Here is a 14,289-nt window from a genome sequence, read left to right on the forward strand (position 1 = left end):
CTGAATCACCGATATCTCTGCGTCGCAACTGCTGACTTTTTCAACGAAATCGTCCCGAAGCGGACATTGTTCATCGCGGCCTTATCGAACGAAACGCAATCCATCTCGCCGCCGACGATCTTTCGAGCCAAACCTTCATACGCTCGCTTACCCAATGGAGCGTATGCTCACGAGCGATGTCCGTGCCCGGATGTCGATCTGCGCGGAAGGAATGTGTGCCCTGGACCTGCAATTCGGGCGTAGGCCGGACGGCGAGAGCCCACAACCGAGGCATCTGCGCCAGAAGAGTGGGGTCGTGGGGGCATCCCAAAATGTAGTCCTCTGGTTCGCCTGTCTCGGGATACGACATCGGCTCATTGGTGTCCGTGCTCCAAGTCTGCCAATCGAGGCGGACGACTTTCCCATACTGAGTCTGCTCGAAGTCAAAGCCAGTCAACTGGCTGCGTTCAAGGTCACGTCGAAATTCGTCGGTGACGATGATGAAGCCGAATGGCTGGGTCATCGGCGGCACATATGGGCCAGTGCGCAAGATGCGGACGATCGGCGGCCCGACGCACTCGGTCGCTTCAACGAGGCCGTTCAAAAGAATATCGCCGTAGTCACCCCAGGGAGATCCGACGGATTCCATAGCGAAGAACTTTGACATGGTAGGCCCAGGATGCGCGGCTGCCGAGCTTCGATTGCCCCAATCCGCAACCGCTTGCAAGGTCGGCTCGCGACCCTTCTCGGACGCTAGGCTCCTTCCGCGGATACGGCGCCGAGGTATCGTCGCCCGCTGCTGCTGCGGTCGCGCGCGGTTAAAGCCGGCTGCGCGCAGAATTCGATTTCGTTTGCCCGATCAAACTGATTTGCCCTGTCCAGTCCCTCGCGCAAAAATTTTGATCTTCCATTTTTCCGAATTTCATGGTTGTCTACCGCCATCCCGCCTCGATCGAAGAGGGACGTTTCGCGGTCGTCACGAGCGTTGGAGGCGGGGAGCGGTGGCCTGTCGGCGCGCAGCGCGCTGAAATCGCGAGCGGACGAACGCGACCGGCAGGACGATGAAGTCGTATGGTCCTGGCGCCCCGATGCTGGCGCCAAGTTGGCGACGATGCCCAGCGCATCGCGCTGATGACGGTGGCTACAAGCCCGGACACCGGGGAGACTACGTATAAGTCGTAAGCCCATCGCGCAGGGAGGGCCGGGTGATCTCGGCTGAACCTGTGGTACCTGCCGCCTGCATTTTTTTGAGCAGGCGGGCCACGGGCGCGGCCAGCGCCCGGCCTTCCCTGCACCCTCCGATCGATTCGAGGGTGATCCGGACGCCAAGCTCGGACGTCATCCGTCGCGAGAAGGAAAGCGCATGCCCGATGCTGGTGAGAACAGAGCCGCAGATGCCGCCATCCGCGGCCCGTCCTCAGTTCTTGACGCCATAGTGGGCGAGGAACATGCCTACGGCGCTGGCGATGACCTTGTGAACGCGGTCGGGCGAGGGGGCCGGCTCGGCCTGGAAGATGAAGGGCAGGAACAGCGTGGCCTGGCACATCTGCTGGAATTGCGAGGCCGCCAGATGGCAGTCGTCGATGGCGAGCTCGCCGGCGTCGACACGGGCCTGCAGATAGGCCGCCAGCCGGCTGATCGTGCCGTTGAGCACGCACTCGTAGTAACGGCGGCCGACGTCCGGCATCCGCTCGGCGATCGCCATTACGGTACGGATCGCCGATCCGCCGCCCGGCCGGCAGACCACCGCGATCCAGGCCTTGCCGAACTCGCTGAGCACGGTCGCGGCATCGCGATCCGGGTCGAAGCTGAAATTCGAGGCGCCCCGATGCACGCTCTCCTCTTCGACGATCGCCTCGAACAGGCGGAATTTGTCGGCGAAGTAGACGTACAGCGTGCCCTTGGAGACGCCGGCGACGCGCGCGATCTCGCCCATGCTGGCGCCGTCGAAGCCCATGTCCATGAACACCTTGCGGGCGCCCTCGAGGATTTGCCGACGCTTCGAGGAATCGTCGTCCGTCGTCGCCTGGGTGGTGTTTTGGTACGGCTCAATCATTGGTTTAGGCTGTTCCCGAAGATTTGGCCGGTGCCAACGTCACAAACGCATCTGCGCGGATATGTTGCGGTAGCGAAGATATAGATTGACCGAACGGTTCGGTCAATGGTAGATGTGGATTGACCGAACGGTTCGGTCGGGATTTTCGATTTTCGGGGCCTGAGCGGCCCCGCTGTCATGGGTGGGAGTCTCTGATGGCCGCTGCGAGAGATCAGGCTGTGCGGGCGCGCCGTCCGGACGCTGAGGAAACGCTGGAACAGACGAGGTCTGAGCCGGTCCGGCCGCAGGCCAGCGACGCGGCACAGCGCAGGCCGGTTGATGCCAAGCCGGCTGACCCGAAGGCCGACGTCAGCACCGAGGCGCCGCTTGAACGGCCGGCGCCGGCCGGCGCTCCCACGGGCGCGAAGCCGCAAGCCGCGCCCGCCGCCGCTCCGAAATCCGGCAAACGCAAGCGCGTGCTGGCGGGCATCGGCGTACTGCTCGCGCTCGCCGCCGCCGGCTATGCCACGCACTATTATCTGGTCGGCCGCTTCATGGTCTCGACCGACGATTCCTACGTCCGCGCCAACAACACCATGCTGGGCGCGCGCGTCTCCGGGCACATCCAGGAGATCGTGCCGCGGGACAATTCGGTGGTTCGCAAGGGCGACGTGATCTTCCGCATCGACGACGGCGACTACAAGATCGCGGTCGACGCCGCCCGCACCAAGATCGCCACGCAGGAGGCGACGATCGCGCGCATCGGTCGCCAGGTCGCCGCACAGCAGAGTGCCGCCGAGCAGGCGCAGGCCAATCTCACCTCATCCGAAGCCGCGATGAAGCGCGCCGGGCTCGACTATGAGCGCCAGCAGGCGCTGAGCAGCAAGGGTTTTGCCTCGCATGCGACCTTCGAGCAGTCGGAAGCCGCGCGCGACCAGGGCATGGCGGCGGTCCGCGCCGCCCGTGCCGCGTACGACGCCGCGCGCGACAATGTCGAGGTGACGAAGGCGCAGCAGGTCGAGGCCCAGGCGCAGCTCGCCGAGCTGAAGACATCGCTTGCAAAGGCCGAGCGCGATCTCGAATTCGCCACCGTGCGCGCGCCGGTCGACGGCACCTTCTCCAACCGTCTCGTCAACACCGGCGACTTCGTCGCGGTCGGCCAGCGGCTCGGCAACGTCGTGCCGCTCGACGACGTCTTCATCGACGCGAACTTCAAGGAAACCCAGCTCAGGCGCATCCGTCCGGGCCAGCTGGTCACGATCAAGGTCGACGCCTATGGCGCACGCGGCTTCAAGGGCGTGGTCGACAGCATCTCGCCGGCCGCGGGCTCGGTGTTCACCCTGCTGCCGCCGGACAACGCCACCGGGAACTTCACCAAGATCGTGCAGCGCCTGCCCGTGCGCATCCGCGTGCCGAAGGAGGTGGCGCGGCAAAACCTGCTGCGCGCCGGCATGTCGGTCTACGTCACCGTCGACACCACCGACGCCAAGGATGCCGACACCGAAGCCGACCTTGACGCATCGGCGACGGTGCAGGGGAAGTAGTTAGTGAATGATGCGATCGCGTTGGCTTTCGCGTCATCGGCAGTGAACTCCCTCCCCCCTTGTGGGGGAGGGTTGGGGTGGGGGGTCTCCGCGCGAGACCGCCGTTGGGGACCCCCACCCCCGACCCCTCCCTGCAAGGGGGAGGGGAGTGCACCGAAGATGCCGCGGCGGTCGTGCTCTCTCGACAGCGAACAACACCATGGCCACCGCCACCACAGCCAACCCCACCATGAGCGCGCCGGCGGCGCCGGCCGATCGCATCGCGCCGCGGCGGCTGATCGCGTTCCTGATCATGGTGTTCGGCATGTTCATGGCGATCCTGGACATCCAGATCGTCTCGGCGTCGCTGAGCGAGATCCAGGCCGGACTGTCGGCGAGCTCCAGCGAAGTGTCGTGGGTGCAGACGGCCTATCTGATCGCCGAGGTGATCGCGATTCCCTTGTCCGGCTTCCTGTCGCGCGCGCTCGGCACGCGGCTGTTGTTCGCGATTTCGGCGGCCGGCTTCACCATCTCGAGCTTCCTGTGCGGCTTCGCCTCGTCGATCGAGCAGATGATCGTGTGGCGCGCGCTGCAGGGCTTCCTCGGCGCCGGCATGATTCCGACCGTGTTCGCCTCGGCCTACACGGTGTTCCCGCGCACCAAATTCCACATCGTCGGTCCCATCATCGGCCTGGTCGCGACGCTGGCGCCGACGGTGGGTCCCACGGTCGGCGGCTACATCACCGACGCGATGTCGTGGCACTGGCTGTTCTTCGTCAACATCGTGCCAGGCATCATCATCACGACAGGCGTGCTGGCGCTGGTGGATTTCGACGAGCCGCATTTCGAGCTGCTCGACCGCTTCGACTGGTGGGGCTTGCTGTTCATGGCCGGCTTCCTCGGCTCGCTGGAATATGTGCTGGAGGAGGGGCCGCAATATGAGTGGCTGCAGGACACGTCGGTCGCGATCTTCGCCGCGGTCTGCGCGGTGTCGGCGGTCGCCTTCTTCTGGCGGGTGCTGACGGCCGACGAGCCGATCGTCGACCTCTTCGCATTCGGCAACCGCAACTTCGCGGTCGGCTGCCTCCTGCAGTTCTGCATCGGCATCGGCCTCTACGGCCTGACCTACATCTATCCGCGCTATCTCGCTGAAGTTCGCGGCTACAGCGCCCTGATGATCGGCGAGACGATGTTCGTCTCCGGCGTCACCATGTTCCTGATGGCGCCGGTGGTCGGCCGCCTGATGCTGAAGATCGACATGCGCCTGATGATCGCGTTCGGCCTCGTGATCTTCGCGATCGGCTCCTACCAGATGACCGGCATCACCCGCGATTACGACTTCTGGGAGCTTTTCCTGCCGCAGGTGCTGCGCGGCGTCGGCATGATGTTCGCGATGGTGCCGACCAACAACATCGCGCTCGGCACCCTGGCGCCGGATCGGGTCAAGAATGCATCCGGCCTGTTCAACCTGATGCGCAATCTCGGCGGCGCCGTCGGCCTTGCCGTGATCAACCAGGTGCTGAACGATCGCACCGACCTGCACATTTCCCGCCTCCACGAGCGCGTCAACTGGGGCAATGCCACCGCGGTCGAGACCCTCAACATGCTGCAGCAGAAGCTGCAGGGCATGGGCGATTCGGCCCTGATGGCGATGAAGCAGCTGTCGCAGATCGTGCATCGCCAGGCCGTCGTGATGGGCTATGGCGATGCGTTCTTCATGCTGACCTGCTTCTACATCGGGCTCAGCTTCATGGTGATGCTGCTCAACAAGCCGAGCTCGCCGATGGCGGGCGGCGGCGACGCACATTGACGTGAGCGGCTCCTGCGCGCGCCGCGGGTTGCCAAATCATACCGTCGATGGTATGGAACAAGAATTGTCGCTCGAACCGGGGAGATTTGCATGACCACATCGCATCTGCAGATCGCATGCACCCGCTCGATGCCTGTTCTGGTGTTCGGCCGCTCGCTTTGAGCACCATCGCTTAACTTCCCAACGCCTGAGTTACTCATCCGCAGATCGCGCGCCGCGTCGCGTCTGCACTATTTGGAGCCGGCTGGCGCTGCGAGCGCGGCCGGATGATGCCATGACCGTCGACGTCTCCGGCCTGAAGGCCGACAAGCGTCCCGCCGCGATCCGCGTCGTGATCCCGTTCGTGACCCGCCACTGGCTGAAGCAGCCACGCATGACGCTCGGCATTGCGTGCGCGCTGCTCGGCGCCACCGCTGCCGATCTGTTCATGCCGCTGTTCTCCGGCCGGCTGGTCGATGCGCTCACCCTGGGCCCAGGCAATGCCGATGCACGGCACAGTGCGCTGGTGGCGTTCGCCGCCATCGTAGCCCTCGGCTTCGCCTCGATCGTGCTGCGATTGTCGGGCCTGCAGCTGATCGTGCCGTTCACCCTGCGCATCATGTCCGACGTGGCGCGCGACGCCTTCGTGCGCGTGCAGCGCTTCTCGACCGACTGGCACGCCAACAGCTTCGCCGGCTCCACGGTGCGCAAGATCACCCGGGGCATGTGGGCGCTCGACCTCTATAACGACACCATCCTGCTGGCGCTGCTGCCGTCGCTCTCGGTGCTGCTGGGCTCGATGGTGCTGCTCGGCCTGCACTGGGGCGCGCTGGGCGGCGTGATCGCCGTCGGCGCGGTGCTGTACGTCGCGATGACCGTCGCGTTCTCGACCCGCTACATCGCCCCGGCCGCACGGATCTCCAACGCCTGGGACACCAAGGTCGGCGGCACGCTGGCGGACGCGCTGAGCTGCAATGCGGTGGTCAAGTCGTTCGGCGCGGAAGCCCGCGAGGACGGCCGGCTGATGCGCGTCGTCAGCCGTTGGAGCCGCCGCGTCAACCGCACCTGGCTGCGCTACAACACCACGGCGGCCGTGCAGCTCGGCGTGCTGCTGTGCCTGCGCTCCTCGGTGATCGGCGGCGCCGTGCTGCTGTGGATGGCGGGCAAGGCCTCGCCAGGCGACGTCACCTATGTGCTGACGAGCTACTACGTTATCCATGCGTATCTGCGTGACGTCGGCATGCACATCAACAACCTGCAGCGCGCGGTCAACGACATGGACGAGCTGGTCGCGATCCACAGCGAGCCGATCGGCATCATCGATGCCAAGGACGCCAGGCCGATCGCGGTGACCGGTGGGCACATCGTGTTCGATGCGGTGACGTTCCACTATGGCGGCCATCGCACCCCGCTGTACGACCGGCTCTCGGTGGACATCCGGCCGGGCGAGCGGATCGGCCTCGTCGGGCGCTCCGGCTCCGGCAAGACGACCTTCGTCAAGCTGGTGCAGCGGCTCTACGACGTTGGCGGCGGCCGCATCCTCATCGACGGGCAGGACATCGCGCATGCCACGCAGGACTCGCTGCGCAGCCAGATCGCGATCGTGCAGCAGGAGCCGATCCTGTTCCACCGCTCGCTGGCCGAGAACATCGCCTATGGCCGTCCTGGCGCCAGCCAGGCCGAGATCGAGCAGGCGGCGCGGCTCGCCAACGCGCATGAGTTCATCACGCGCCTGCCGAAGGGCTACGGCACGCTGGTCGGCGAGCGCGGCGTCAAGCTGTCGGGCGGCGAGCGGCAGCGGGTCGCGCTGGCGCGGGCGTTCCTGGCGGACGCGCGGGTGCTGATCCTGGACGAGGCGACCTCGAGCCTCGATTCGGAATCCGAGGCGCTGATCCAGGGGGCGATGGAGCGGCTGATGAAGGGCAGGACGGCGATCGTGATCGCGCATCGGCTGGCGACCGTGCGCAGCCTCGATCGCATCCTGGTGTTCGACCGCGGCCGTATCGTCGAGCAGGGCAGCCACGCCACGCTGGTTGGCAGACCCGGCGGACTCTATCGCAGCCTGTTCGAGCGCCAGGCCACCGAGTTCGGCCAGCTCTCGGCCGCCGGTTGACAAAAATGGTGAGGGGCCCGGCGCTGCTGCGCCGAGCCCCTCATGAACATATCAGCCGGCCTGTAAGCCGGGTTCTGTAGGGCACCGTGATGCTTGCGCATGACGATACGTGACGGCCATTCCTCTGGGATCGCGCTTGCGCGCGACCTCGGGCAACCTACCCGGACGGCGAGCCTGACATCGCTCCCGCGGACGTCATCGCCTTGGCATCATCTGCCTTGGCGATTGTCTCCGCGTGGCCGTCCCTATTCGGTTTTGCTCCCGGTGGGGTTTACCATGCCGGTTCCGTTGCCGGCCCCGCGGTGCGCTCTTACCGCACCTTTTCACCCTTACTCGCCTCCCTCGCGGGAGGAAGCGGTTCGTTCTCTGTGGCACTATCCCTGGGGTCGCCCCCGCCGGACGTTATCCGGCACCGCATGTCGATGGAGCCCGGACTTTCCTCCCCGGCGGCCTTTCGGCGCCTGCCGGAGCGGCCGTCCGGCCGACTGACGCAGCTTGAATGGGGCTTCCCGGCCATCAGGTCAAGCCATCGCTGCGCCGGCAAAAATATTATCCTGGGCGTGTCGTTTCGTGAGCGCGCCATTCGACTGGATGTCGGCGATCCGGCCGAAACAAGGGAGCAAGTTCGATGCAATATCTGTTGATGATCTACCAGAACGAAGTCGACTACGCGAAGATGGAGAAGGAGGCCGAGGGCAAGATGCTGGCGGAGTACCAGACCTTCACCCAGTCGATCATCTCGAGCGGCAATTACAAGGGCGGCGACCGGCTGCAGCCGACCACGACGTCGACGACGGTGCGGGTGCGCGACGGCAAGATCCTCACCACGGACGGTCCGTTCGCCGAGACCCGCGAGCAGCTCGGCGGCTATTACATGATCGAGGCCAAGAATCTCGACGAGGCGATCGGGATTGCCGCGCGGATTCCCGGCGCCCGTTTCGGCTCGATCGAGGTGCGGCCGGTCTGGCAATATAATCATTGAGGCCGGTGCGCTCGCGGCCGAGAAGGGTCACCGATGACGCTTGATGCGATCGACAAGGTGTTCCGCGATGAGGCCGGCCGCGCACTCGCGACCTTGATCCGGCTCGTCGGTGACTTCGATCTGGCCGAGGACGTGCTGCAGGATGCGTTCGCTGCGGCGCTGCTCAAATGGCGGGGGTCCGACGCTCCCGCCAACCCGCGGGCGTGGCTGGTCAATGTCGCCCGCAACAAGGCGATCGACCGGATCCGGCGGCGGAGCAATTTTCGCGGCAAGGAGGCGGAGATCGTTCACGCCATCGAGCGCGATGCCGCCAACGACGATGCCGACGCGCCGGGCGATCTCGACGACGACATGCTGCGGCTGATCTTCACCTGCTGCCATCCGTCGTTCGCGCCGGAGGTCCAGGTGGCGCTGACGCTGCGCACGGTCTGCGGCCTCACCACCGCCGAGGTCGCCCGCGCACTTGTCACCGGCGAGGAGGCGATGGCGCAGCGCCTGGTGCGCGCCAAGCAGAAGATCCGCCTCGCCGGCATTCCCTACGAGGTGCCGGGACGCGATGCGCTCGAGGAGCGGCTGCGCGGTGTCCTGACCGTGATCTATCTGGTGTTCACCGAGGGCTATCTCGCGACCTCAGGCACCGAGCTGATTCGTGAGGATCTCGCGCGCGAGGCGATCCGGCTGTGTCGCCTGCTGCTTGGCTTGATGCCGGAGGCGCGCGACATCAAGGGCCTGCTCGCGTTGATGCTGCTGCACGATGCGCGGCGCGCCGGCCGTACCAATGCGGCGGGCGACATCGTCCTGCTGGAGGAGCAGGACCGCTCGCTGTGGAATCGTGAGCAGATCGCCGAAGGGCTTGGGCTGGTCGAACAGGCCCTGGGCATGAAGGGGCTCCCGCAGCCCTATACGGTCCAGGCAGCGATTGCCGCGCTTCATGCTCAGGCCTCCAGCTACGCTGAAACGGATTGGCGGCAGATCGTGGGGCTCTACGAGGTTCTGCTGCGGATCGCGCCATCGCCTGTGATCGAGCTCAATCATGCGGCCGCTGTCTCGATGGTCGACGGCCCGGCGCGGGCGCTGGCACTGGTCGATGCGCTGGCCGCGCGCGGCGGATTGAAGCAGTACGATCTGCTGCCGGCGGTGCGGGCAGACCTTCTGCGGCGGCTCGGTCGGCGCGACGAGGCGCGCGCTGCTTACCGCGAGGCGAGCGCAGCCACGCAGCTCGCGCCGCTCAAGCGTCTCTATGCACGGCGGCTCGGCGAGCTCGACGTGGAGGCCTGACGTGTCAGACGCGCGGCGCCTGATCCTCGGCCGGCAGGCTCGTCAGCAGCGCATGCAACGTCCACAAGGTCGAGCGGTCGGCGATGCCGTCGATCTTTTCGGGGCGGAAGTGCCGCTGGAACGCGGTGACGACATCCATGGTGATGCCGTCGAATTTACCCGTGATCGGCACGCCATAGCCGTATTTGGCGAGCGCCTTCTGCAAGCCCTTGACGTCGTCGCCGATGCTGCCGAGCTTTAGCGTCTCGCCCTTGGTGATCGCCGCCGGCTGCACCCAGTGGCCCACGCCCGAATTCGCCAGCGAATGCCACGGGAATTTCTCACCCGGATCCTTCTTGCGCGCGGGTGCCACGTCGGAATGCCCGAGCACGCGATGCGCCGGGACATTGCGGCGGAGCATGATGCCCCGGCACAGCGCGATGACCGCCGCGATCTGCCGCGGTGGGAAATCCGGATAGCCCCAATCGTGGCCGCGATTGACGATCTCTATGCCGATCGAGCAGGAATTGATGTCCTCCTCGCCGTCCCATGACGAGAGACCCGCGTGCCAAGCGCGCAAGGCCTCCGGCACGCACTGGACGATGCGTCCGTCCTCGAGCACGACGTAATGCGCGGAGACCTCGCTGCCGGCGGTGCACAGCTTGGTGATTGCCCCTTCGACATCCGGCATGCCGGTGTAATGAAGAATGATCATGTCCGGCTGGCGCCCACCCTTGCGCTCGCCGAAATTGGCCGACGGGATCACGTCGGAGACAACCGACGAGTCCGGCGTGAAGACCGGCAGGTTGGAAACGCCTTTGGGGATCTGCAGCGCACGAGGACGCTTCGATTCCGGCTTGTCGGAGGGACTTGGCATGAACGACTCGAAGCGGACGGCGGCGGCGGCTCAAACCGGATATGGGCAGGCACTACTCTTTTACATGACCCAGCCGCAATCGAAATCGCATGCGAGCCCTCGCTATTGAGCGGACCGTTGTATCGCGATCGCCGGTCCGCCGAACGGCACGGCGGCGAGCAGGACGAAACGTCTACCGGGCAGCTCCGCCTCGCGGTCCAAGTGCCCAACATCCGCCACAGACCATCAACGGTTTGTTAACGCTAAACGCCGTTACTGAGTGGTGAAGAGCCAAGCCGGCTTTCGGGACGGCAAGCCGCCACGATGCAAGGTCCTGCACGGCAGATCACGATCGAAAGCGGTTCCGGGGCGCTCCGGCGCCGCGCGATCGCTGTCGGATCGAGGATCTCGACATGGCCGGATCGTGCTGCTGATGTCGTGACGGCGCGACGGATGACGGAGCGTCCCGGGAGATGGCTTGGCGAATTGACGGGGCGCGAGGATCGAGGGCGCGATGGGCTCGCTGCCAACCAAAGTCAGTCTGAAGCAACGGCGCGCGTGCGGAGCGGCCGGGTGAGCACGGCTGACCAGCGGCACATCCCGGTGCTCGGCCCCGAAGCGGTCGAGATGCTGGCGCCACGCGGCGGCGGAACCTACGTCGATGCGACCTTTGGTGCCGGTGGCTATACGCGCCTGATCCTGGCAACGGCGGGAACACACGTCATCGGGATCGATCGCGACAGCACCGCAATCGCCGGCGGCGCAGGTCTCCTCGCCGAAGCGGGCGGTCGCCTGACACTGGTCGAGAACCGTTTCTCGGCATTGGCCGACATCTGTGCATCGCGAGGCCTTGCGCATGTCGATGGCATCGTGATGGATGTCGGCGTCTCCTCGATGCAGCTCGACTCCGCCGCGCGCGGCTTCTCGTTCAGGTTCGACGGCCCGCTCGACATGCGGATGGGCGGCACGGGACCGACGGCCGCCGATGTCGTCGCCAACGCTGCCGAGCGCGCTCTGGCCGACGTCATCTACATCTTTGGCGAAGAGCGGCACTCCCGCGCCGTGGCGCGGGCCATCGTCGCCGCGCGCAAGGAACAGCCGATCACGACGACGCGGCAACTCGCCGACATCGTCGCGCGCGTGGTGAGATCCAAGCCTGGCGACATCCATCCGGCGACGCGCACGTTCCAGGCGCTGCGGATTCTCGTCAACGAGGAGCTGGACGAGCTCGAACAGGCGCTGTCGGCAGCGGAGCGCGTGCTGGCGCCGGGCGGCCGGCTGGCGGTCGTCTCGTTCCATTCGCTCGAGGACCGCATCGTCAAGACGTTCCTCGCCGAGCGCAGCAGGACCGGCGGCGGCTCGCGCCATCTGCCCGAGATCGCGCAGGAGGCACCGAGCTTCCAGTTGCTCAACCGCAAGCCGGTCGTGGCCGCGGAGGCTGAGACCGAAGCCAATCCGCGGGCGCGGTCCGCCAAGCTGCGCGGTGCCGAGCGCACGGCGGCGCCGGCGCACGCTTCGGCATCCTCGTCGCCCTGGCCGCGGCTGGCCGATGTCCTGCGAGGAGGGTGACCGATGCGCCTCCTGCATCTCGTCGTGATCTGCTCGCTGATCTTCGCGGCGGCCTATGTCTATCGCATCAAGATGGACTCCACGGCGCGGGTCGAGCGCGTGCTGCAATTGCGCGCCGAGATCCGCGAGCAGCGCGAGGCCATCGCAGTGTTGCGCGCGGAATGGGCCAAGCTCGACGCGCCGCTGCGGCTGCAAGGGCTGGTCGAGCGGCATCTGCCGCTGAAGCCGCTCAACGCCACACAATACGACAGCCTGAAGAATCTGCCGGAGCGGCCGCCGCGATTTGCGCGACCGGACAATCCGGATCCGATCGGATCGATGATCGATGCGATCGACGCGATCAACGAAGAGCCCCCCGTGACCGGGTCGGTGCGTCGCCCGGAGGATCAGCAATGACCGATCAGCTTCGGCCCGACGTCAAGCCGCAGGAACCCTGGCGGCAACGTCTGGTGCGCACGCTGCTGTATGGGCGCGATGTCGATCGGACTGCCAAGGCGCGCGCGCGAGTCGGCCTCGCGATCATTGCCTTTGCTGCCGTCTACGCGGTCATCGGCGGCCGCCTCGTGATGTTCGCGATCGGCTCGGATGGTCCGAGCGCGCGGCGCGCCGCGCAGCAGGACGCCATCGCCACCGCGCGCCCCGATATCGTCGACCGCAATGGCGCCGTTCTCGCCACCGACGTGAAGACGCCGAGCCTGTTCGCCGAGCCGCGTCGTCTCATCGACAAGGACGAGGCAATCGAGCTTCTGACGGCGACCTTGCCGGATCTCGATACGGGCGAGGTCCGCGACCGACTGTTGTCGCGCAAGGGTTTCGTCTGGTTGAAGCGCGAGATGACGCCGAAGCAGCAGCAGGACATTCATCGCCTCGGCCTGCCGGGCATCGGCTTCCTGCGCGAGAACAAGCGCGTCTATCCGACCGGAAACGAGGTGGCCCATCTGATCGGCCTGGTGAACATCGACAACCAGGGCATCGCCGGCATGGAGAAGTGGCTCGACAATCAGGGCCTTGCCGACCTGCATCGCGCGGGCTTCGCCACCGATCGCCTGCAGCGCCCAATCGAGCTCTCGGTCGATCTGCGCGTCGAGCACGCGCTGCGCGACGAACTGCTCAAGGCCAAGGACAAGTTCAAGGCCAAGGCAGCTTCCGGTCTCGTCGTCAATGTCAGGACAGGCGAGATCATCGCCATGGTGTCGCTGCCGGATTTCGATCCCAACAACCCGAAGGAAGCGCACGATCCCGACCGGATCAACCGCCTGACCACGGGCGTGTACGAGATGGGCTCGACCTTCAAGGCGTTCACCCTGGCAATGGCGCTCGACACCGGCAAATATGATCTCAATTCGCTGTGGGATGCACGCGGGCCGCTGCACTACGGCAAGTTCGCGATTCATGACGACGAGCCGAAGGGCCGCTTCCTCAACATGAAGGAAGTGTTCTACTTCTCGTCCAACGTCGGCGCCGCCAGGATCGCGTTGACGCAGGGCGTGGAAGCGCACAAGGCGTTCCTGCGCAAGATGGGCCAGTTCGACCGGTTGCGCACCGAGCTGCCTGAGAGCGCCTCGCCGATCCTGCCCAAGCGCTGGGGCGAATTGAACACGGTCACGATCGCGTTCGGTCACGGCATGGCGGTGGCGCCGCTGCAGGGTGTGATGGGCGTCAGTGCGCTGGTCAATGGCGGCTATCTGATCCCGCCGACTTTCATGAAGCGCACCGAGGCAGAGGCGATGCAGGTCGCCAAGCGCGTGATCAAGCCGGAGACCTCGGAGAAGATGCGGTATCTGATGCGTCTGAACGCCGAGGTCGGCACCGCGCGCAAGGCCGACGTGAAGGGCTACTACATCGGCGGCAAGACCGGCACCGCCGAGAAGGTGATCAACGGCCGCTACGCCAAGAAGAAGGTGCTGACCCTCTTCACCGCCGTGATCCCGGCGGACAAGCCAAAATACCAGCTCCTGATCATGCTGGACGAGCCGCAGCCGCTGAAGGAAACCTATGGCTTCATCACCTCGGGCTGGAACGCGGTGCCGACCGCTGGCAACGTGATCTCCCGGATCGGGCCGCTGCTGGGAATTGAGCCCCGTTTTGACCTTCCGCCGTCCGACCGCCAAATTCTTGCGGCATCGCGGCTGACACAGTAAGCCGTCGTCGAATCGCAGGCTTTGGAGCTGCCGCCATCCCGGGCG

General features: G+C 65.8%; 11 protein-coding genes and 1 other RNA gene. 8 read left to right on the plus strand and 4 right to left on the minus strand.

Going from position 1 to position 14,289, the window contains the following annotated elements; translation table 11 throughout:
- Positions 1–70: 70 nt before the first annotated feature.
- Entirely contained in the window at positions 71–646 is a 576-nt protein-coding gene (locus tag QW887_RS21510; RefSeq protein ID WP_316169819.1) for a hypothetical protein, read from the minus strand.
- 750 nt (positions 647–1,396) lie between these two features.
- Positions 1,397–2,035, minus strand: coding sequence for a TetR/AcrR family transcriptional regulator (locus QW887_RS21515; RefSeq protein ID WP_315752415.1), 639 nt, complete (start codon positions 2,033–2,035; stop codon positions 1,397–1,399).
- 194 nt (positions 2,036–2,229) lie between these two features.
- On the opposite strand from QW887_RS21515, the gene QW887_RS21520 reads away from it, so the two are divergent.
- The 3 genes from QW887_RS21520 to QW887_RS21530 all read left to right on the plus strand — a co-directional run bounded on the left by QW887_RS21520 (position 2,230) and on the right by QW887_RS21530 (position 7,439).
- Positions 2,230–3,558, plus strand: coding sequence for an HlyD family secretion protein (locus QW887_RS21520; RefSeq protein WP_316169818.1), 1,329 nt, complete (start codon positions 2,230–2,232; stop codon positions 3,556–3,558).
- A gap of 199 nt (positions 3,559–3,757) precedes the next feature.
- Positions 3,758–5,347 carry a DHA2 family efflux MFS transporter permease subunit gene (locus tag QW887_RS21525; RefSeq protein WP_316184023.1) on the plus strand — a complete coding sequence of 530 codons (1,590 nt, stop codon included), beginning with the start codon at positions 3,758–3,760 and terminating at the stop codon, positions 5,345–5,347.
- 274 nt (positions 5,348–5,621) lie between these two features.
- Positions 5,622–7,439 carry an ABC transporter ATP-binding protein gene (locus QW887_RS21530; protein ID WP_316174265.1) on the plus strand — a complete coding sequence of 606 codons (1,818 nt, stop codon included), beginning with the start codon at positions 5,622–5,624 and terminating at the stop codon, positions 7,437–7,439.
- 47 nt (positions 7,440–7,486) lie between these two features.
- Here QW887_RS21530 and rnpB read toward each other — a convergent pair.
- An RNA gene (gene rnpB / locus QW887_RS21535) (RNase P RNA component class A) lies at positions 7,487–7,928 on the minus strand.
- Positions 7,929–8,067: 139 nt separating this feature from the next.
- On the opposite strand from rnpB, the gene QW887_RS21540 reads away from it, so the two are divergent.
- Both QW887_RS21540 and QW887_RS21545 read left to right on the plus strand, forming a co-directional pair.
- A complete protein-coding gene (locus tag QW887_RS21540) occupies positions 8,068–8,421 on the plus strand; it encodes a YciI family protein (RefSeq protein WP_315713448.1) in 354 nt (117 codons plus the stop codon).
- Positions 8,422–8,454: 33 nt separating this feature from the next.
- Complete coding sequence (locus tag QW887_RS21545) at positions 8,455–9,699, plus strand: RNA polymerase sigma factor (protein WP_315769176.1); 1,245 nt, start codon at positions 8,455–8,457, stop codon at positions 9,697–9,699.
- Positions 9,700–9,703: 4 nt separating this feature from the next.
- On the opposite strand, the gene QW887_RS21550 is transcribed toward QW887_RS21545, so the two are convergent.
- Positions 9,704–10,555 (minus strand): N-acetylmuramoyl-L-alanine amidase, encoded by an 852-nt coding sequence (locus QW887_RS21550; protein WP_315769174.1) that lies wholly within the window; start codon positions 10,553–10,555, stop codon positions 9,704–9,706.
- 552 nt (positions 10,556–11,107) lie between these two features.
- Between QW887_RS21550 and rsmH the strand changes: the two genes are divergently transcribed.
- From rsmH to QW887_RS21565, 3 genes are read left to right on the plus strand one after another with little or no spacing between them, the layout of a single operon-like run.
- Entirely contained in the window at positions 11,108–12,103 is a 996-nt protein-coding gene (gene rsmH / locus QW887_RS21555; RefSeq protein WP_315769172.1) for a 16S rRNA (cytosine(1402)-N(4))-methyltransferase RsmH, read from the plus strand.
- A gap of 3 nt (positions 12,104–12,106) precedes the next feature.
- Complete coding sequence (locus tag QW887_RS21560) at positions 12,107–12,499, plus strand: hypothetical protein (protein WP_315713444.1); 393 nt, start codon at positions 12,107–12,109, stop codon at positions 12,497–12,499.
- Complete coding sequence (locus tag QW887_RS21565; protein ID WP_315752422.1) at positions 12,496–14,244, plus strand: penicillin-binding protein 2; 1,749 nt, start codon at positions 12,496–12,498, stop codon at positions 14,242–14,244. Before QW887_RS21560 ends, QW887_RS21565 begins: the two co-directional genes overlap by 4 nt.
- Positions 14,245–14,289 lie beyond the last annotated feature (45 nt).

This window comes from Bradyrhizobium sp. SZCCHNRI3052 (assembly GCF_032484895.1).
In the GTDB taxonomy this organism is placed as follows: Bacteria; Pseudomonadota; Alphaproteobacteria; order Rhizobiales; family Xanthobacteraceae; genus Bradyrhizobium.